The organism is Clostridioides sp. ZZV14-6150 (assembly GCF_020657875.1).
Classification (GTDB): domain Bacteria; phylum Bacillota; class Clostridia; order Peptostreptococcales; family Peptostreptococcaceae; genus Clostridioides.
The window spans coordinates 1-19,718 of the sequence record NZ_JAGWDA010000014.1 but is presented as its reverse complement, the minus strand read 5'-3'; the positions used below and the strand labels follow the sequence as shown (position 1 = coordinate 19,718).

At 30.2% G+C, this 19,718-nt stretch carries 18 protein-coding genes and 1 riboswitch; of the genes, 7 read left to right on the top strand and 11 right to left on the bottom strand.

All coding sequences use genetic code 11. The features are described 5' to 3' along the window. Window positions 1–258 precede the first annotated feature (258 nt). On the top strand, window positions 259–1,857 hold the full coding sequence (locus tag KGF41_RS15300) for a putative manganese-dependent inorganic diphosphatase (protein WP_227841488.1): 1,599 nt from the start codon (window positions 259–261) through the stop codon (window positions 1,855–1,857). Between the two features lie 662 nt (window positions 1,858–2,519). Here KGF41_RS15300 and KGF41_RS15295 read toward each other — a convergent pair. The 10 genes from KGF41_RS15295 to KGF41_RS15250 form a co-directional block, all read right to left on the bottom strand. Continuing rightward, window positions 2,520–3,044, bottom strand: a complete 525-nt coding sequence (locus tag KGF41_RS15295) for a peptidylprolyl isomerase (RefSeq protein WP_227830372.1) — start codon at window positions 3,042–3,044, stop codon at window positions 2,520–2,522. 64 nt (window positions 3,045–3,108) lie between these two features. Continuing rightward, the gene (locus KGF41_RS15290; RefSeq protein WP_227830373.1) at window positions 3,109–3,861 is read right to left on the bottom strand and encodes a patatin-like phospholipase family protein; all 753 of its coding nucleotides are present in this window, start codon (window positions 3,859–3,861) and stop codon (window positions 3,109–3,111) included. A gap of 30 nt (window positions 3,862–3,891) precedes the next feature. Beyond that, entirely contained in the window at window positions 3,892–5,190 is a 1,299-nt protein-coding gene (locus KGF41_RS15285; RefSeq protein WP_227843059.1) for a M18 family aminopeptidase, read from the bottom strand. A 16-nt stretch (window positions 5,191–5,206) separates the two neighbouring features. Next, window positions 5,207–7,471 (bottom strand): DUF3553 domain-containing protein, encoded by a 2,265-nt coding sequence (locus KGF41_RS15280; RefSeq protein WP_227843058.1) that lies wholly within the window; start codon window positions 7,469–7,471, stop codon window positions 5,207–5,209. 248 nt (window positions 7,472–7,719) lie between these two features. After that, window positions 7,720–8,541: an energy-coupling factor ABC transporter ATP-binding protein gene (locus KGF41_RS15275; RefSeq protein WP_227854820.1), complete on the bottom strand. Its 822-nt coding sequence runs from the start codon at window positions 8,539–8,541 to the stop codon at window positions 7,720–7,722. Beyond that, complete coding sequence (gene cbiQ, locus KGF41_RS15270) at window positions 8,534–9,232, bottom strand: cobalt ECF transporter T component CbiQ (protein ID WP_227840786.1); 699 nt, start codon at window positions 9,230–9,232, stop codon at window positions 8,534–8,536. The genes KGF41_RS15275 and cbiQ overlap by 8 nt, the downstream gene beginning before the upstream one ends. 2 nt (window positions 9,233–9,234) lie before the next feature. Continuing rightward, window positions 9,235–9,519, bottom strand: a complete 285-nt coding sequence (locus KGF41_RS15265) for an energy-coupling factor ABC transporter substrate-binding protein (protein ID WP_227830378.1) — start codon at window positions 9,517–9,519, stop codon at window positions 9,235–9,237. Then, window positions 9,509–10,261, bottom strand: a complete 753-nt coding sequence (locus KGF41_RS15260; protein ID WP_227435530.1) for an energy-coupling factor ABC transporter permease — start codon at window positions 10,259–10,261, stop codon at window positions 9,509–9,511. Before KGF41_RS15260 ends, KGF41_RS15265 begins: the two co-directional genes overlap by 11 nt. A gap of 181 nt (window positions 10,262–10,442) precedes the next feature. Next, a riboswitch (cobalamin riboswitch) is annotated at window positions 10,443–10,636 on the bottom strand. A 137-nt stretch (window positions 10,637–10,773) separates the two neighbouring features. Further along, entirely contained in the window at window positions 10,774–12,549 is a 1,776-nt protein-coding gene (locus KGF41_RS15255) for a nitric oxide reductase activation-like protein (protein WP_227843056.1), read from the bottom strand. Between the two features lie 13 nt (window positions 12,550–12,562). Beyond that, the gene (locus KGF41_RS15250; RefSeq protein ID WP_227856939.1) at window positions 12,563–13,492 is read right to left on the bottom strand and encodes an AAA family ATPase; all 930 of its coding nucleotides are present in this window, start codon (window positions 13,490–13,492) and stop codon (window positions 12,563–12,565) included. 442 nt (window positions 13,493–13,934) lie between these two features. Between KGF41_RS15250 and KGF41_RS15245 the strand changes: the two genes are divergently transcribed. From KGF41_RS15245 to KGF41_RS15220, 6 genes are all read left to right on the top strand, one after another. Continuing rightward, entirely contained in the window at window positions 13,935–14,123 is a 189-nt protein-coding gene (locus KGF41_RS15245; RefSeq protein WP_227843054.1) for a helix-turn-helix domain-containing protein, read from the top strand. Continuing rightward, entirely contained in the window at window positions 14,116–14,817 is a 702-nt protein-coding gene (locus tag KGF41_RS15240) for a response regulator transcription factor (RefSeq protein ID WP_227856938.1), read from the top strand. The genes KGF41_RS15245 and KGF41_RS15240 overlap by 8 nt, the downstream gene beginning before the upstream one ends. Before the next feature lies 1 nt (window position 14,818). Next, window positions 14,819–15,742 (top strand): sensor histidine kinase, encoded by a 924-nt coding sequence (locus KGF41_RS15235; protein WP_227854822.1) that lies wholly within the window; start codon window positions 14,819–14,821, stop codon window positions 15,740–15,742. 158 nt (window positions 15,743–15,900) lie between these two features. Further along, window positions 15,901–16,824 (top strand): ABC transporter ATP-binding protein, encoded by a 924-nt coding sequence (locus KGF41_RS15230; RefSeq protein ID WP_227856937.1) that lies wholly within the window; start codon window positions 15,901–15,903, stop codon window positions 16,822–16,824. Continuing rightward, on the top strand, window positions 16,817–17,554 hold the full coding sequence (locus KGF41_RS15225) for an ABC transporter permease (RefSeq protein WP_227843051.1): 738 nt from the start codon (window positions 16,817–16,819) through the stop codon (window positions 17,552–17,554). Before KGF41_RS15230 ends, KGF41_RS15225 begins: the two co-directional genes overlap by 8 nt. 10 nt (window positions 17,555–17,564) lie before the next feature. Further along, window positions 17,565–18,338, top strand: coding sequence for an ABC transporter permease (locus tag KGF41_RS15220; protein WP_227843050.1), 774 nt, complete (start codon window positions 17,565–17,567; stop codon window positions 18,336–18,338). Window positions 18,339–18,843: 505 nt separating this feature from the next. Here the strand turns inward: KGF41_RS15220 and KGF41_RS15215 are convergent. Further along, window positions 18,844–19,452: a DedA family protein gene (locus tag KGF41_RS15215; protein ID WP_227830387.1), complete on the bottom strand. Its 609-nt coding sequence runs from the start codon at window positions 19,450–19,452 to the stop codon at window positions 18,844–18,846. Window positions 19,453–19,718 lie beyond the last annotated feature (266 nt).

The following is a 19,718-nucleotide window of genomic DNA, read 5'->3' as shown; positions in this document are numbered from 1 at the left end:
TTTTATTTACTCATCATATTAATTAATTTTTTCGCAGCTATCTTCAATGAATTAGTTGTTAATAAACCCCAATTTCATTGAATAAAAGTATAAATCATAAAAATTTTTATATTAAATTTGTTATATATGTAAAAGATAAAATTGCATATAATATTTTTTTCATTAAATTTTTTTCTTTTTACAACAAATACTCACTACCTTTTGATATAATATTTTTATCAATTATTATTATATTCAAGTTTTGAAAGGAGTTTTAAAATGAGTTTATTAGTTTTCGGACATAAAAATCCAGATACAGATTCAATATGTTCTGCAATTTCATTAGCATATTTAAAAAACAAGCTAGGAATAGAAGCAACAGCTTATGCTTTAGGAGATATCAGAAAGGAAGCTAAGTATGCCTTAGACTACTTTAAGGTAGATGCACCTGAAATCTTAGATAACGTTAGAATACAAGTTAGAGATTTAAATTATGATAGGGTACTACCTTTAACTCCAACTTCTTCTATATTAGAAGCCTATAATCTTATGGATGAAAAAAATGTTAAAACATTACCTGTAACTTATGAGGATGGAACTTTTGCTGGTATTATTACTATGAAAGAAATAGCTAAAAACCTTCTTCATCAACATTTTACAACTATACACACATCACTATCAAATATCTGCAAAAACCTTAATGGTACTATCCTTGTAGATTGTGGTGAAGATGTAAAAGGTAGAGTTGTTACTTTATCATTTGGTATGGAAACCCTAATAGAGACTTTAAAAGAAGGGGATATAGCTATTGTTGGTGATAGATATGATAGTATTGAATACGCCATCGATACAAAAGTTAAACTTTTAATACTTACTAATCATACAGAAATTTCAAAAGATTTACTAGCTCTTGCTAAAATAAATGGAGTGTCTGTTGTTTCTGTTGAAAGTGACAACTACAAAACTTCTAATGTCATAAATCAATGTAGCTTCTTGGATTCTATAGAAGCCACAGACAACTTGATTACATTTAAAGAAGACGACTATATGGATGAAATAAAAGAAATTATGTTAGAAACAAACTTTAGATCTTATCCTATATTAGACGATGACAATAAGTTTTTAGGATTAATTTCAAAAGGGCATCTATTAAATCCATCTAAAAAGAATGTTGTTTTAGTTGACCACAATGAATATGCTCAAAGTGCTGATGGAATTGAACAAGCAAATATAGTTGAAATAGTTGACCATCATAAACTTGGTGGTATTTCTACTGATGTTCCTATGTCTTTTAGAGTTATGCCTGTTGGATGCAATAGTACTATAATTTATCAAATGTATAAAGAAAATAACGTTGAGATACCTTATGAAATAGCTGGTCTTCTTTTATCTGCTATATTATCTGATACATTATTATTTAAATCTCCAACAACTACTGATATGGATAAGAAAGCTTGTGAAGAATTAAGTAAAATAGCAAAAGTAGACATGGAAAAATATGCTATGGATATGTTTAAATGTGGTACTTCTTTAGATGAGTTTACTATAGAACAAATAGTAAATATGGACTTTAAAGAGTTTAACATGAGTGGACATAAAGTTGGTATTGGACAAGTATTTACTTTAGACACAGACTCTATATTTGCTAAGAAGGATGAATTTTTATCTTATATAAATTCAACTGATTATGACAAATTAGTTCTTGCAGTTACAGATATAATAAAAGAAGGTTCTTATTTAATTTACAAAGCAGAAGATAGATTGATTGCTGATGCATTTGGTATTGAAGGAGTTCAAGGAACATTTGCTCCAGGTGTTGTATCTAGAAAGAAACAATTAGTACCTAACTTAACTACTGCAATTAAAAATTTTAAATAATATAAAATCTTTAGACAACACAAAAACTGTTTCAAATTTAAATTTGAAACAGTTTTTTTCTTACATAACAATAATAAATTCTATAAAAAAAGAATACACTATTAGAAAATTCTAATAGTGTATTCTCTTCTTATTATATATTACACTTTAAATTATTCCTTGACTGGTCTAGCTGGTGTAAACTAAACCAGTCTCTCTCAAATATTAAGCACTTTTTTCTTATTATGTTTTTAGGATTTATTGTCTCTATTATTGTAAACCAAAGTTATGAAATTGTAAATAGAATATATTACCATTATAATGTTTTTTCTTAAGTAAAAACATACAAATAACTTTCTTTTTTTAAACAAAATCATTAAATTAGCTTTAAAAAATGTTAAAATAAATGTTTTCCACATATCTTATATATTTATTTTAATATCTTATATATTAAAAACCTAATCATAAATAATTTAATAGAATTATTTTTCTATAATACTATTAAATAATATTCTAATAAGATTATTGGAGCTATTTAGTATAATAAAAATTTAATATATAACTAAATTTCAGTAAAATAAATTAAATTAAAAAGTGAGATGTATTCATATCCTCTAGAAAATATAATAACATCTCACTTTATATTTAAGTTGTATAGATTTTTACTTTTATCTATCTATGACCTAGTTTTTTTCTACATCTGAGTAATCTACTCCAAAAGTTTCTACAGTCACAGCTTTCATAATTTGTGGAGTCTTTGGCTTGTCCGCTGCTCCTGTTCTAACTGATGCTATTTCATCAACTGTATCCATACCTTCTATAACTCTACCAAAGCCTGCATATTGACCATCTAAATGTGGTGAATTTTTATGCATTATAAAGAATTGAGAACCAGCTGAATTAGGTGCCATAGTTCTAGCCATTGATATAACTCCTCTTTCATGCTTTAGATTGTTAGTAAATCCATTTCCACTAAATTCACCTTTTATAGAATGGCCTGGGCCACCCATTCCAGTACCATTTGGGCATCCACCTTGTATCATAAATCCTGGTATTACTCTATGAAATGTTACTCCATTATAATATCCATCATCTACTAATGATACAAAATTCTTAACTGTATTTGGTGCTATATTTGGGTATAACTCAATTTTTATTTCTTTTCCATTTTCCATTACTATAGTTACTATAGGATTTTTATTTTCCATGACTTATTACCTTCCTTTTTATTAATTAAATTACACAATTACATTTATTATATTATACTCTAAATTAAAGTCTATCAAGTATATTTTTTCCTATTTCATATCCTTCTTGATATATAGTTTTACAAAACTCATCATCAAAGTTAAGAGTATCTTTAGGTGCAAATTGAGTGTTAGGTCTAACTACTATTATTTTATCTTCATTATATATTTTTTTGATGTCATCTGGTAAATCATAATTATACTTTGTGGATATCAAAATAATTTTATCCACATTATCCACAATTAAAGGCTCAATTAATGCACTCCTAATTAGACCTCCATCCAATTTAAAACCATCGTAAATACCATCTTGCACATCCTTCATAAATTGTTCTTTAAATCCAAGAGTAGCATTTGGATTTGATGGTAACAATCCACTATATGAAATGCTTAAGATTGCTTCGCCTTTAGGCATTTTTGACACATTTACAACCTTTTCTGATACTACCTTATTATTAACTTCTACATAATTAACATAGAAGTTCATTTTCTCTATTTTACTATCATCTAGTTCTTTCAGATTGTCTATAGCAGGAGAATTATCCACAGTATTATTTACTATTTTCACATTTCCGTTCTGGATATCTTTTATATTTGTCCACATTTTTTCCAAGTTATCAACATTGCCTGTGTATAAATAATATCCATTTATCGCTCCTATTGATGTTCCTGAAATCGAATAAAAATTATTTATTCCATTATCATATAAAGCCTTAACTACCCCCGCTTGGTAAGCTCCTTTTGCTCCTCCACCTTCTAAGCATAGTCCTAATTTCATAGTTTCATCTCCAAATTATTTATCTTATATTTATATTTCAAAAAATTTACTAAATGTTTTATATATACTATAATGGTCTTCAACATTACCTAATTCTCTTACAGAATGCATTGCTAAAATTGGACTTCCTACATCAACAGATGGTATATCTACATGAGTAGAAGATATTGGACCTATTGTACTTCCACCCCTCTCATCTGACCTATTTACAAATTCTTGATACTCGACATTAGCTTCTTTACATATATTTTTGTAAACAGCTATAGAATATCCATCGCTTGTATATGCTTGACTTGCATTTATCTTTATAACAGGCCCTTTCCCCATAACTGGTTTATTAGTTGGGTCATGTTTTTCTGGAGTATTTGGATGAATAGCGTGAGCTAAATCTGATGATATCATGAAAGACGAATAAATAGACTCAAAAAATCCTTCTCTATCTTTCCCTATTGATAAACATATTCTCTCCAATATATTTAGTAGCATATTTGAATCTGCACCTTGTTTAGTGGAACTTCCAACTTCTTCATTATCAAACACAGCCATTACATTTACACCACTTTGTCCTTTAGTATCAACTAAAGCATTTAAACTAGCATGTACCATTGCAAGATTATCTTGTCTTCCAATAGATATAAATTCATCATTAGCCCCTATTAAACTTCCTTTTTCAAATTCATATAAGAATAAATCAAAGTCTATTATATCTTCCATCTTTACATTTAAATTAGACGATATTTGTTTTAAAATAAAGTTATCTTTTTCTAATGTATCATTTAATAATCCAACTAGAGGTAACATATCTTTTTGTTTATTATATGAATGACCATCATTTATACTTCTATTCAAATGTATAGCTAGATTTGGTATTATACAAATTGGCTTTTTAAAGTCGATAAGTTTTTCCTTTGGCTTAAGTACACTATCTCCTTTTAAGACTACTCTCCCAGCTATACCAAGTGGTCTATCTAACCACGTACTTAATATTGCTCCTCCATAACATTCTGTATTCAGCTTCAAATAAGCTTTCTCAGCTTCTATTTCTGCATTTGGCTTAATACTAAATGTAGGAGAATCTGAATGAGAACCTATTATTCTAAATCCACCTTCTTCTATATTATCTGAGTTAACTACAAAAGCTACTATAGCAGATAAATTTTTAGTCATGTAGTATTTTCCACCTACTTTTAGATTCCATTTCTTATTTAAAGCTAACTCTTCAAATCCATTTTTATCTAAGACTTCTTTGGCACTATCAACTGCGTGAAAAGATGATGGGCTATCGTATATGAAATCTATTAAATTTTTAGCAAAGCTTATACTATCCATTCCTAATTTTCCTCCATTATAAAATATCTAGTGTTGTATATTCTTTATTTATTTTTTTAATTCCTTGTTTATCAAAGGCTATAGTAACATCTGTTCCAATTATAGACACGACTGTTCCAACCCCAAATTTAGGATGATGTACTTTAGAACCAAGCTTTATATCTTCTGGATTAGTCTCTTTATTTGAATCTTTTATTGTAGCATTAACGTTATCTGCAACTTTAGATTTACTTATAGTATTCATATACTTTTTAGTATATTTATCTAACATATTATAACTTGCTTTAGAATAACTTAATTCCTTTTTCATTTTGTACAATCTTTCTATACATTCTTCTGGTAACTCTTCCATAAATCTTGAAGCTATTGCAACATTTGTTTTACCATATAGCGTTCTCTTTTCAGTTAGTGACATGTATAGCTCTTCTTTAGCTCTAGTTATACCAACATAACAAAGCCTTCTCTCTTCTTCTATTTGAGATTCACTCAGAGACTTTATAGCTCTTGATATAGGAAATAGACCTTCTTCCATACCTGTCAAAAATACAACTGGAAACTCTAACCCTTTAGATGTATGTATTGTCATAAGAGAAACTCTATCATTGTCCTCTTCATCATTAGATTCAGATGTAAGTGCTATACTAGTTAAAAATGTCTCTAAATCTTTATTTTCATAAGTATCATCACTACTACTTTCAAACTCTAGTGCTATAGATATAAATTCTCTTAAATTATCAATTCTATCTTGAGCTTCTTCACCTTTACCAGTTAAATCTTTTTCATTTTTATTTCTTATCTCTACAAGTTCATCCATATATCCTGTAGTATCCAAAACTTTTTCTATTAATTTACTAACAGGATAGACTTCTTTTATGGTTCTAAGTGTACCTATAATATCAACAAATCCACTTATACTTGCTCTAGCTTTTGTAGATATATCAGAATTTGTTTCTATATCAATTAAAACTGAATATATACTCTCTTGTTTCAGATTGGCTCTATCTTCAATTTTTTCTATAGTTCTAAGCCCTATACCTCTTCTAGGAACGTTTATAATTCTTTTTATAGATATGTCATCCTGTGGATTTTGAATAACTCTTAAATACGCTACTAAGTCCTTTATTTCTTTTCTCTCATAAAACTTTGTACCACCATATATATTATATGGAATTTGACTTCTGTTTAAAGCGTCTTCTACAGGTCTTGCTTGTGCATTTGCTCTATAAAGTACTGCAAAATCTTTGTATGGTCTATTCTCTTTTCTAGCTATTTGTGCAATTGAGTCAGCTATAAAATCAGCCTCTTCTATTTCACTACCAGTTAGTTGTATCTTTATAAGTTCTCCTTCTTTCTTTTCACTCCAAAGTTTCTTTCTTTTTCTTTCTATATTATTGGATATAACTTTGTTAGCTGCATCTAATATTACTTGTGTTGACCTATAATTTTGTTCTAGTTTAACAACATGTACATTATCATAATCTTTCTCAAATTCAAGTATGTTTCTTATATCTGCGCCTCTCCATCCATAAATACTTTGGTCATCATCTCCAACAACACAGATATTTTGATGTTCTCTAGCTAATAATTTTATTAGTTCATATTGAGCTTTACTTGTATCCTGATACTCATCTACCATTATGTATCTAAATCTACTTCTATAATAAGCTAACACTTCATCATTAGCCTTAAAAAGTTCTACAGTTTTAAGTATTAAATCATCAAAATCAAGTGCACTATTTCTCTTTAAACGGTCTTGATATAGAGCATAAATATCTGCAATCTTAACCATTCTATTATCTGCCATGTTGATATCTTTAAACTGTTTTGGAGTATAAAGCTTGTCTTTTGCTCCTGAAATGGCGCTTATAACTGCTTTTGGTTCAAATACCTTATCACTTAAATTTAATTCTTTAAGACAGTCTTTAACCAATGTAACTTGGTCTGCAGAATCATAAATTACAAAACTCCTATTGTAACCAATCTTATTTATATCTTTTCTGAGTATCCGAACGCAACAAGAATGGAATGTACTTATCCACATGTCCTTAGTTTCAGGACCTATGTTTTGCTCAACTCTCTCTCTCATTTCATTTGCAGCTTTATTTGTAAATGTTATAGCTAATATATTTGGTGCTTGTACACCTTTATCTTCTATAAGGTATGCTATTCTTGTTGTTAATACCTTAGTTTTACCTGAACCAGCACCAGCCAGTATAAGTACTGGACCTTCAGTTTTTTCTACTGCTTCTCTTTGAGCAGGATTTAATGTATCTAAATTCATATTTCTCCTCCTGTTAACAGCCATAAATATATTTTAATCTAAAATATGAATTACTTCAAATTATAATTATGTATTATATTAATAGATTATTGTCAAATTTTAACAATTAGATAACACTTACTTATAAAATTTATTTTTATTCTTTATAAAAAAAATAACCTTATGATTTGGGGAATCATAAGGCACCTTTAAGGGGTCTAGGTTAAGGGTTATTATATAAATCTATTTTTTTAAAATAGGTTTAGGGCTTAATTATTTATTTGTATTAAGTCTCTTTCTTTCCAGTACTTATACAAATCTTCTTCTTTCTTAAATAAAGGTAAGTTCATATTTTTATGTACCTTTACTAACCACGGAGATTCTAATCCAGCTTGTATAATATTGTTCTCATTTACAAATACACTTTCTGCGTTTCCTTCATCAATTAAAATCCCCTTATCCAGTACATATATATAATCGCATATTTCATACATTAAATTCATATCATGACTGGATATTACTATTTTTATATTATTTTCATCTAATCTCTTTATTATATCTACAATAGACCTAGTACTTACTGGGTCTAATCCAGCTGTAGGCTCATCAAGCAATACAATTTCATTTTCCATTGCTATAACTGATGCAATTGCTACTCTTTTTTTCTGACCATAACTTAAAAAGTGTACTGGTCTATCTATAAAATCTATTCCATTAACAGCTATCAAAGCTTTATTTATTCTCTCTTTAATAATTTTTTCATCCATTCCAATGTTTCTCATCGCAAATGCTATATCATCATATACTTTTGAGTAAAATATTTGTTTTTCTGGGTCTTGAAAGACAATCCCTACATTTTTTCTAAGATTATACAAACTCTTCTTATCATACTTTAACTTTTCTTCTTTGAAAAGTATTTCTCCAGACGTAGGCTTTAGTATTCCCATTAAGTTCATAAATAAAGTTGATTTTCCTGAACCATTTGAGCCTATTATACCTATAATATTTCCCTTTGAGAAATCCATATTAATGTTCAATAATGCATTAGCATTTTTTTCATATTGATATGTTAAATTATTTATTTTAAACATCATTATCCCCTACTATGTGAAATTTACCATCATACAATTTTATGTCTAATGATATACACATATCATCATACCTTGTCATAAGCCTTTTGTACAGCATACTTCCAAGAATCCCTAAAGATTTATATGAAGTTTTTAAATTTATGTACCCAAATCTTAATTCTTGTGACTTATATATCTCTGAAAATTCTTCTAAAAATATAAATATAAATCTATATATCAACATTGATAATTCAACAAAGGTGTCCGGTAAATGCAATTTCTTAAAGAAAAATATCAACTGATTAAAAGGTGTTGTAAGTATACAAAAATACACACAAGTTAAACAAGACATAGCTCTAAATAACACATGAATAGACATGTCAATAGATGCCTTTGATATTCCTACATAAAAACTAAAAAACTGAAAACTATATAGTAGGTCTGTTTTATTAAAAGATATATTCACAAGAGTTATACCTATACTAAGAAATAAAAAATACATCGGTATTTGAAGTAATTTCAAATAATTTTTTAAATCTATCCCTGCTACACAAACAACTAAAATACTCATTAAAATCATAATTCCACTTAAGATAAATATATTTTTTATTATCATAGAAGCAATTAGAAAAATTGCTCCTATGGCTACTTTTTTATTTGGATTTACTTTACTTAATCTATTTGTATATGCATATTTATCAATGATAAGCATAATTAACTTCTCTTTCCTTTTTGAAGACCTAATATGTATCCTATTACACCTGCACCTAGAGCTGCTTGTGCAGAGAATAATAAACTCTCTATTTCTCCACTTGGTGGCTCATATGGACTACTAAACCAAGGCTCATAATTTGGATTTATCTTAGTAATTTCACTTTCAGCTTGACCATCTGCTCCTCCATATTCAGCACCTGAATTTACAAGTAATGGGAATATGATAAGAGCTACTACTAATAAAAGTAGTAATATGTTAGTTTTTGTTTTTGTTTTAGCACTCATTAGCTTTAACTCCTTTATCATTATTTTCTAGTATGCTTTTTTCTCCATTTTCTGTAATCAAATTATATACAATTACAGTAAGAATACCTTCTGCTATTGCTATTGGTATTTGAGTCATAAAGAAAATTCCTAAGAATTTAATTGCTGAAGCCATCACTCCACCTGATGGGTCTGGGAAAGCAAGTGCTAGTTGTATTGAAGTTATTGTATATGTGGCTAAATCTCCTATTGCTGCTGCAAGAAATACTGGTATAGCATTGTTTCCATCTTTTTTCTTTAATGCTTTAAATATTAAAAATGATATAATTGGCCCTATTATAGCCATTGAAAAAGCATTAGCTCCTAAAGTAGTTATTCCCCCATGTGCTAGTAATAATGCTTGGAATATTAGAACTATAGTTCCAAGAACAAACATTACACTTGGTCCAAACATTATTGCTCCAAGACCTACTCCAGTAGGATGTGAACAACTTCCTGTTACTGAAGGTATTTTTAATGCTGATAAAACAAATACAAATGCTCCACATAGAGCTAATAAAACTTTCTTCTTAGGGTCTTGCTTTACTATTTTACCTATTGATTTTAATCCCACTAAGAAAAATGGTATAAATATAACTCCCCATGCTATAGACCATTTTACTGGTAAGTAACCTTCCATTATATGCATTGCATTTGATGTAACTGGAGTTAAAATGATTAACATAAGTGCAGCTATAACCCCTAATTTGATATTTTGTTTCATTTGAGTATCCCCTCTCCCTTTCTAATAATTAAAATATGAATAATATATGTAACCTTATTCTAGCAAAATAAAAAAGCCTAACTCGATGGCTAGGCTTCTAATTTTCGACAATCTAAATACAAACACATAAAATAAACATATCTGTATAATTATTATAAGAAACTTTCTCCATCCCCGAAGAAATCACTTTAATATTTTAGGCAGGTCTCCTGACTTAGCTTCATCCTACTCCTCTTCCTTCCCATGAAATATAAAAGCATATTATCATAGTGGCTAACAAAAGTTTCGTCTGCATCACAGTAGCGGGGGCTGTAAAGGAATTTAACCTTCTTCCCTATTAATCTTGCTTAAAGAACCTATAATATTATATATTTAATTTTTAATATTACTTTATTTTTAATTCATTTTCTATATAAATCATTGTATACCTTTTCTGTGAAAATTTCTACATTTTTTACAAATTTTATTCATTTTTATATTTTTATGTATATAAATTCTTTTTTATAAATCAATTAACTCCTAATTATCTTTTTTAAATACATTGAAACCACATCAGAAAATCTAGTTATGTCTCTTGAATATATAAAATCGTTTCCATATATTAATCTTTCAGCTTCAAGTTCTGATTCTTTACCTGTAAATACTCCTAATACTAAAATATTTTGTTTTCTAGCTTTTCTTACTTCATTAGCTGTATCTCTTAAACCAACAATACCTCTATAAGCTTTTTCTCCTCTTAAAGTTCTCTCGCTATTTTTTCCTATCTTTACATCATTTGGCCTTCCATCACTAAGAACTATCAAAATTTTATTTTCTTCGTCTCTATTTATCAAACCACTACATATGGATTTTATAGCTAAACCATCTCTATTATTACCAGCACAGAAGTATTCAAAGATGTTTTCACTATTTTTAATACTGTCATCATAATCCTTAAATCTTTTTAATATCGTGTAATCTAAGAAACTAGAAAAACCCATAACTCTATTTGGTATTCCAACTTCTGTCAAGGCATTTGCAATTATGTAAGCTTGAATTGCTACATCTCCTTGGTTTCTACTTTGAGAACCACTTGCATCCAACAATATATCAATAACATATTTCCCTTTTTCATTTTCTATATCTTTATAAAATATTTTATTATTGTTACTCCTTCCAACTCTCCAAGCTCTATTTGCTAGGATAGTTCCACAATCAGAATACACTCTAGTTTTAGCATTTTCTTCTACTAAAATCCTAGCAAGGCTTTCTTTTAATCGCTTTATTTGTTGTCTATACATCCTAGCATGTTCTCTAAATTTGCCTAAATTATTTTCTTTTTGTCTTGTCACATATTTTAGCTGAAAAACGTTATTACATTCACTTCTAAGAACACCGTCTGTAAAGTGAATTCTGCATCCCTCATGTACGTTTCTGCAATTTTGTGTTTCAAGCTTTTTAATTTCACCCTTACTTAAATAAGTTTTCCCATAATAATGTTCTATTTTTGAATATATTTTATTTACAGTCTCTTCATCAACATATATAACTCTGTCTGCTGAATTGCTAGATTGAGAATCATCAAAATCCCCTACCCCTTCTACAAGCATCGATGAAGATATTGAGTCTATATCACTTTCAATAATGTTTTCTTCTTCATCACTATAAAGTTCTTCATACATAAAATCAGCAAATGTATCAAAGTTTACTTCAACATCCTTTACATTGTTTTCATCATATGTAAAATTGCTTTCTTCTCCGTTTAATATATATTCAAAATAAGTTAAATATATAACATCTAATGCTTTTAAAATCTCCATAATATCTTGATTCGTATCTATATTCCTTATGTCATTAACTATTCTTCTAGTTATACTGTCTAATGCTGGATGCTTGTCCATATTATAAAGTACAAATGCATATTTAATTTTATCCATAATATTGTCATTGTTTATTTTGGTAAAACGTGAAACAATATCTTTATAAGCATTTCTTCTTATATCTTCTATCCCTGGCCTATCTTTAATGGCCTTTTCTTCAACTATTGTATTTAATATAACTTGAATTAGACCCAATATAATATCTTTGTCATATCCTTTTCGTATTCTGTTTGTAAGATATTTTTTAACTATGTCCCAATCTACATATTTTCTTCTAGCTCCTGCAATTATTGCAAAGTATAGACCTATTTCTTTTGAAGAATAATCTTTTTCTGATATATCTATACTTTCATTGTAATCACCAGCTATTGTCCAAGATAAGTTATTTGCTCTATTTTCAAATTCATAATCATCATATATCCATTTCATAATCTCACCTATATTAAATATGACTTATTGGAAATACATCTGCACTCTCCCATTTATTAGGTATTCTCGTTTTAATTACATCTCCAACCATTTCTTTTTCATATATATCAAAAGTCTTTCCTGTCAGTCCCATATTAATTGCAAGAGTTGGTTTCAATCCTCTCCTTATAGTCTTAAGAGATGCCATAAGGCCACGTAGGTCAATAGCTTTACTAGATATCTCACCATTTTGAGATTTCAATTGTAAATCTAAAAATATTCCTGCAAAGTGTATTAATTTCTCTTCATCAGCATCTGAAAATTCATTTTTTAAAATCATCATTAACTTATCTTCTTCTATTGGAGGAATATCTATTACCATAAATCTAGATACTAGTGCTTCATTAAGTTCTTTTGTTCCTGCATACTCGTAATTCATAGTTCCAATAAATCTTGTTGCTGGGTGCAGATTAACTCTCTCATAGCCGGGTACATCAATCACTCGACGATAATCTAAGGCTGAATGAACTACAACTATAGCATCATTTTTTGCCATGTTAATTTCATCAAATACACCAAAGCCTCCATTAATAGCACATTCATAAACTGAACCTCTTCTAAGTTTAACTTCATTGTCTATAAATGTATCTGTACCTATAAGTGTTGAACTATCTGTGTTTATATGAAATGATGTATTCCACTGAGGTCTATTAAATATCTCGCCTAAATTATCAGCAAGTAAATTTTTTCCTGTTGCCTTTGGTCCTGACAATAAAATATTTTCTTCTTCTAAAATCGCTGCTATACACATAGATAATATGTCTTTTCCATAAAAATAAGTTTTAGACTTTGTTACTCTGTATTCTAAATCTTTTTCTAATCCATAATAATTTCTAAAATACAGTACATCTTCAATAAGCTTTCCATCTACCTCTTGTACCCTTAGATTATCTATTATATCCATATTCTTACCCCTTTTATATAAATAGTATTTGTTTCATTTCTTAACATCATTTTAACATAAAAGGATATAAGCTAGAATTGATTTTTTGAACTACCCCACCTTAACTACCTTCGGTAATGTTTGAAGATGTAGATTTCTATTCGATAGCACTTTTGAACTAAGCATTCATAGGCTCTAAGGGATATTCCATCCCCAATAATCTTAATCCTTCTTTTAGTATATTTACACTAGCATTTATATCTCTGTAATGCTGTGTATTGCATTTTTTTCATTTGCAATAAGTGTACTTGGATATTCACGAAAAAATAGCCATATATAAAAATAAATCGGATAATCAATTATATATTAGCTACTGCATATTATTTGCTGATGTTTCTTGATTTTATTCGGTTACACGTATATAATATATGCTGATATATTACGAGGAAAGGGTGGTTGAAATATGGAGTATATGTCTTGCCCCGAAGCAACAAAAAAGTGTGGCATTTCCGAAAGACGAGTACAAAAACTATGTGAAGAAAGTCGCATACCAGGCGTTTCAAAACTCGGGTATATGTGGCTGATACCAAAGGTCGCGGAAAAACCTGTTGACGGCAGAACAAAAAGAAGAAAGGAACTACAATATGAATAGTGTTTTGATTATAGATGATGACAAAGAACTTTGCGCTCTTATGAAAAAATGTGTTGAGCAAGAAAATTTATCTGTTATTACTTCATATGGCGGTGTAGAGGGGTTGGATTTGGTCGATAAAAATAGACACACACTCTCTCTTGTAATTTTGGACATAATGATGCCGGATATAGACGGTTTTCAAGTTCTAAAAAAAATTAGGGAAACAAGTAATATTCCAGTGCTTATGCTTACAGCTAAAAGTGACGAGGACGATAAAATTTCCGGGCTACGTTTAGGTGCTGACGATTATCTAACAAAGCCGTTCAGCATAAACGAACTTATGGCTCGTGTCAATTCTCTTATTCGCCGGTATACTATGTTAAACCCTGCTTTTATAACAGACATGGATTGCATAATAATAAATGGCATGATTATTGACAAGATAAACCGCATTGTTTCCATCAATAATATTCCTGTTCAACTTACAAGCAAAGAGTTTGATTTACTTTCTTTTCTGACTTCTAATAAGGGACGGGTGTTTACCAAAAAACAGATTTATACACAAGTATGGGAAGAAGAATATGCTTTTGACGATAGTAATATCATGTCTTTCATCAGTAAACTGAGAAAAAAAATTGAACCAGACCCCAACCATCCATTTTATATTTTGACAGTCCGAGGTGTCGGTTATCGTTTTAATAAGGAGGCTTAACATGAATACAAGTGTTTATCTGCTTTTGGTATTTGTTCTTAGCCTGATTATTATAGCGTATCTTGTTTCTGTCCTACGACGTGTCCGAACACAACTTACACTTATAAAAGATGCTTTAGAGGATATAAAAAATGGAAACCTTAATCGCCGTATTTTAACAAGGGAAAGCGACATGACAAGGCAAATTTGCTATGATATTAACGAAATGGCAATCAATGGCCAATCACAGCTTATTCAGCAAAAACAATCAGAACAAGCCTACAAACGTCTAATGACAAGTCTCTCCCATGATGTAAAAACTCCTCTTGCTTCTTTGGTCGGTTATTTGGAAGCATTAGAAAGCAAAATTGTTGTAGGAGAAGAAAAGGACGAATATATCCATGTTGCGTCCGATAAGGCTCATTACTTAAAGCATTTTGTAGAAAATCTATTTGAATGGGTAAAATTGGATTCTAAGGAACAGGTTTTTCATTTTGAGATTTTTGATTTGAATGAGTTATCCCGTAATATTATAGCTGATTGGGTTCCTGTTTTAGAAAGCAGTCATTTTGAATATGAATTTGATATACCCGAAATAGAGTACTTCTTACGCATAGACGCAAACGCATATACCCGTATCCTTAATAACCTATTACAAAATATTATTACTCATAGCGAAGGTGACAAAATGACACTACGAATTTTTGAAAACAAACAGCAAGCTCAAATTATAATAACAGACAATGGGAAAGGTATATCTTCTGACAATCTCCCACATATTTTTGAAAGGCTGTACCAATGCGACCATTCAAGGTCTGCAAAGGGAAATGGTTTAGGCTTGGCGATTGTAAAAGAACTTATTAACGTTCATAAAGGAACTATTACCGCCAACAGTACCCCCTGTATGGGAACAGAATTTACAATATTGCTTCCTAAAGCCCTGTAAAAATACGGGGCTTTCTTACTGCTAAAACAAGATAAAAACAAGGTTACGGCAAGGTTTTGGCAAGGTTCATGTTTTATAATTCTAATTGTAATTGCTTCTGATGTTGTATCAGCTATGATATTGCTGAAGTAAATTTATTGAAAGTGAGGAACTTATATATGAATGATTTTTTGATTGAAACAAAACAACTGACAAAAATTTATGGAAAGCAAACAGCAGTTGATAAAGTCAATCTCCATGTAAAAAAAGGCCGAATTTATGGTCTGTTAGGGCGCAACGGAGCCGGAAAAACCACAATTATGAAAATGATTTTAGGGTTGACTTCAATCACGTCCGGAGAGGTAGATATATTCGGAGAGAGTATTAAAGGCCAAGAAAAACGAATATATCCCCGTATCGGTGCAATTATCGAAACGCCAGGATTTTATCCCAATCTGACTGGGACGGAGAACTTAGAGATTTTCGCAAAGCTACGCGGTACAGCCGCCCCCAATGCCGTAAAAAGCGCATTGGAAATTGTCGGCTTACCTTATAAAAATAAAAAACTGTTTAGTAAATATTCGCTTGGCATGAAGCAGCGACTTGGTATTGCCAACGCTATCCTGCATGACCCAGAACTGTTGATTTTGGACGAGCCAACCAATGGTCTTGACCCTATTGGTATTGCGGAGATGAGGGAGTTTATTAGGAATTTGAGCGTTGAGCGCGGAAAGACAATTCTTATTTCCAGTCATATTCTTTCTGAAATCTCATTATTGGCTGATGATATTGGAATTATCGACCATGGTATTCTTCTGGAAGAAAGTAGCATGAGCGAACTGGAAAAGAGAAACAGTAAATATATCCTGTTACAAGTTTCAGATATTCCGAGGGCGTCATTGATTTTAGAGCGTCAATTCAACTCGAAAAATTATTCCATTCAAGACGACCACACCCTACGCCTTTATGACACTACTCTGGATATGGGTGAAATCAATAAAGCACTTGTAATGCAGGATGTAACTGTTATTAGTTCTCAACTTTGTAATAATACCTTAGAGGACTATTTTAAAAAAATCACAGGAGGAGAGGGCATTGCTTAAACTTATTCAAACAGAATTTCTTAAACTGCGTCGCAGGAAACTTATTTGGCTCATGTTGTTGGCCGCCCTCATTATGCCGTTTTTCGCACTACTATATTTCAATTATTTTGGGGAAGCAGGGGTTGACCCGATACAGTTTTATAAATGGTCTGCATTTGGTTACACACTTTGGATTATTTTGCCCGTTGTTTTGGGTATGCTTTGCACCATGCTTATGCACGAAGAAAATCAGTATGATATGCTCAAACAACTTTGGATTGTACCTATCAGCAAAATGGGATACTTTTTTAGTAAATTTTTTGTTGTTTTGATTTACTCTATTTGTTTTATGCTGATTACAGCCGTTGCTTCCGTGCTATTTAGTGTACTTTCTGGATATGTCGTATTTAAATGGGGAAGCATTTTATATTTGTTGGAAAAATGTTTAGAAATTGGTGTAATCACTGCTTTTGTAATGTTGCCGATTTTGGCAATCGCTACATCTCAAAAAGGATACATTCTCCCAATTTGTATCACATTGGTATATGCCTTTTCCGGTTTTGTTCTAATGACAATAAATATGTATTTACACCCATTATCCAGTATGGGAGTTATTATCATGAGAAATAAAGACATTCCAGGTCTTATATTTTCACAGGAAATTAATGTCCCATTAGCATTTCTTTGTATTTGTATTTGGAGTATTGTATCAGTATTGTTTGCAAACATTGCACTAGGAAGAAGAAAGTGAGGTGTAGATAATGTGGAAATTACTTTGGGCTGAATGTCAAAAAATTCGTCGTTCAAAAATTGTTTGGATTACAGTTTTTGCATCCATTATGATAGCAGTCATAGTTTTTGCAGGAGGGCAGGATGTATATAATGACCTAGATTTACATTATGGCTTAAAGAGCGTTTATGACGGTTCACGGTATATAGACAATGCAGGTTGGTATATGAATGCGGTACAACCTTGGTCAACTTTTTTTGTTCTTCCTGCTGTCATTGCCCTATTAGGAAGCTATATTATTTGTCGTGAAGAAGAGGAGGACACTATTAAATCCCTACGTCTTATTCCCATAAATGAAACAAAATTAACCATAGCAAAAATGATTATTACTTTTATATTCAGTATACTTCTTTATTTGTTACTCTTTACTATAACATTTTTGACTGAATCCGTTTTACATTTTTCCGATTTATCGATAAAACTGGTTTTAAGTTGCATGAAAGAGTATTTTCTTGATGGCATAGGTGTATTCCTTGCAATTTCTCCCATTATTGCCTTGGTATCGCGCATGAAAAAAGGATATTGGCTTGCATTAGTATTCACAGAAGTTTATTCTATTGCTGGACTATTTGCAGGTATGTCAAATGTCTTACAAACCTTTTTTCCTATTGTAGCAATATTTAATCTTTCTGGATACTATATAACTACTGGAGAAAAAATTATGGGGAGTATCATAAGTTTATTACTTTGTGCCTGCCTTTCTGCATTTATACTGAAAGGGCTAAAACATAATGAAAAAAATTGAAATAGGTATCTCAAAATGAAGAAGATGAAAAAACTGATTATGCTAATTGTATTTTTACTTCTTTTTGGTCTGCTACACTGTTATACCGAATGGAAATTCAACAATAACCCACCTAAAGGGATAATAGAACGAATAGATGAGTGGATTGACCAGATTGGACTGGATTAGTAACTTATATTTAATCATAGTAACTGTAATATTGGCAAGTTATTGTTTCACGCTTTAATGCCATAATTTCAAATATTTAGCTTTAATCTGCTGGACGACATCAAAGAAAAAAAGCCATTGTAGAATCAACATATTTTTAAACACTTATGAAGAGGTAGCTTTGATTTTCAGAGCTGCCACCTTTTCTTTCATATAAGCAAAAATCACCACAGACACAGACGATAAAAAAACGCCTAGAACCCGCAAAAACATAGTGTTCATGCGGGTTTTTGGTGTTTTCTATTCCCACAACTGCCCTTAAATCATCTTGTGCTAAATAAAAAAATTCTACTATTTTTTATAATCTTATCCTGTGATGTTTTTTATGTATATATGACTTAATACCAAATCCAATAAGAATTACGGATATTGGTATAATGAGAACTAGAAATTTATAATCATTATAATGTGACATTATTTTTACCCAACTCTCTGAAAAAATATACCCAATACTAATTAACGAAGTATTCCATATGGTGATACCCACAATAGAGGATATAATAAAAGTTATAATATTCTGACCTGCAATACCTGCTATAAAAGATATGTATGTTCTACATAGAGGAATTAACCTACATACACAAACAGAAATAGAAGAGTATTTGTTAAAATAATCTTGTGATGTAAAAATTCCCTTTTTTGCCTTGGGACATATCTCTACTATCTTATTTATGATAGATTTTCCTCCCAAATTGCCTATTGTATAACAAAATATTGAACCAAGTATACCTGCAACTATACTTAAAATTAAAATAGTTAAAAAACCAAAATGATTTCTTGCTGCAATAGCTCCACAAAGTGGTAAAACTACTTCACTAGGTAATGGAAAACAAGCATACTCAATCATAATTAATACAAATACAGATATTAATCCATATTGTAAAATAAAACTATTGATTACAGACACCTAATTATCTATCTCCTTTCTTATTTAAAAGTACATACCTATAAAACCTCACATCCTACATTAAAAGAATTAATTTATAAAAAACTCTTTTAAATATTATATGTGTTTATATAAAGCATTTATAACAGACTTATCCTTTTTAAATAAGAAATTTGAAAATAAGAAACTTGACAACAAAAAATAAAAAAAATTACGTGGCTACGTCCTACTCTCCCAGGCAGTTTCCCACCAAGTACCATCAGCGCTAGAGAGCTTAACTTCTGTGT

Bases quoted from the DNA above. Each gene is read 5' to 3' on its own strand.
- cbiQ (WP_227840786.1), bottom strand. From the start codon at position 9,232: ATGCTTATCATTGATAAATATGCATATACAAATAGATTAAGTAAAGTA.
- KGF41_RS15300 (WP_227841488.1), top strand. From the start codon at position 259: ATGAGTTTATTAGTTTTCGGACATAAAAATCCAGATACAGATTCAATA.
- KGF41_RS15245 (WP_227843054.1), top strand. From the start codon at position 13,935: ATGGAGTATATGTCTTGCCCCGAAGCAACAAAAAAGTGTGGCATTTCC.
- KGF41_RS15285 (WP_227843059.1), bottom strand. From the start codon at position 5,190: ATGGATAGTATAAGCTTTGCTAAAAATTTAATAGATTTCATATACGAT.
- KGF41_RS15240 (WP_227856938.1), top strand. From the start codon at position 14,116: ATGAATAGTGTTTTGATTATAGATGATGACAAAGAACTTTGCGCTCTT.
- KGF41_RS15265 (WP_227830378.1), bottom strand. From the start codon at position 9,519: ATGAGTGCTAAAACAAAAACAAAAACTAACATATTACTACTTTTATTA.
- KGF41_RS15280 (WP_227843058.1), bottom strand. From the start codon at position 7,471: ATGAATTTAGATACATTAAATCCTGCTCAAAGAGAAGCAGTAGAAAAA.
- KGF41_RS15220 (WP_227843050.1), top strand. From the start codon at position 17,565: ATGTGGAAATTACTTTGGGCTGAATGTCAAAAAATTCGTCGTTCAAAA.
- KGF41_RS15290 (WP_227830373.1), bottom strand. From the start codon at position 3,861: ATGAAATTAGGACTATGCTTAGAAGGTGGAGGAGCAAAAGGAGCTTAC.
- KGF41_RS15255 (WP_227843056.1), bottom strand. From the start codon at position 12,549: ATGAAATGGATATATGATGATTATGAATTTGAAAATAGAGCAAATAAC.
- KGF41_RS15295 (WP_227830372.1), bottom strand. From the start codon at position 3,044: ATGGAAAATAAAAATCCTATAGTAACTATAGTAATGGAAAATGGAAAA.
- KGF41_RS15235 (WP_227854822.1), top strand. From the start codon at position 14,819: ATGAATACAAGTGTTTATCTGCTTTTGGTATTTGTTCTTAGCCTGATT.
- KGF41_RS15260 (WP_227435530.1), bottom strand. From the start codon at position 10,261: ATGAAACAAAATATCAAATTAGGGGTTATAGCTGCACTTATGTTAATC.
- KGF41_RS15250 (WP_227856939.1), bottom strand. From the start codon at position 13,492: ATGGATATAATAGATAATCTAAGGGTACAAGAGGTAGATGGAAAGCTT.
- KGF41_RS15275 (WP_227854820.1), bottom strand. From the start codon at position 8,541: ATGTTTAAAATAAATAATTTAACATATCAATATGAAAAAAATGCTAAT.
- KGF41_RS15230 (WP_227856937.1), top strand. From the start codon at position 15,901: ATGAATGATTTTTTGATTGAAACAAAACAACTGACAAAAATTTATGGA.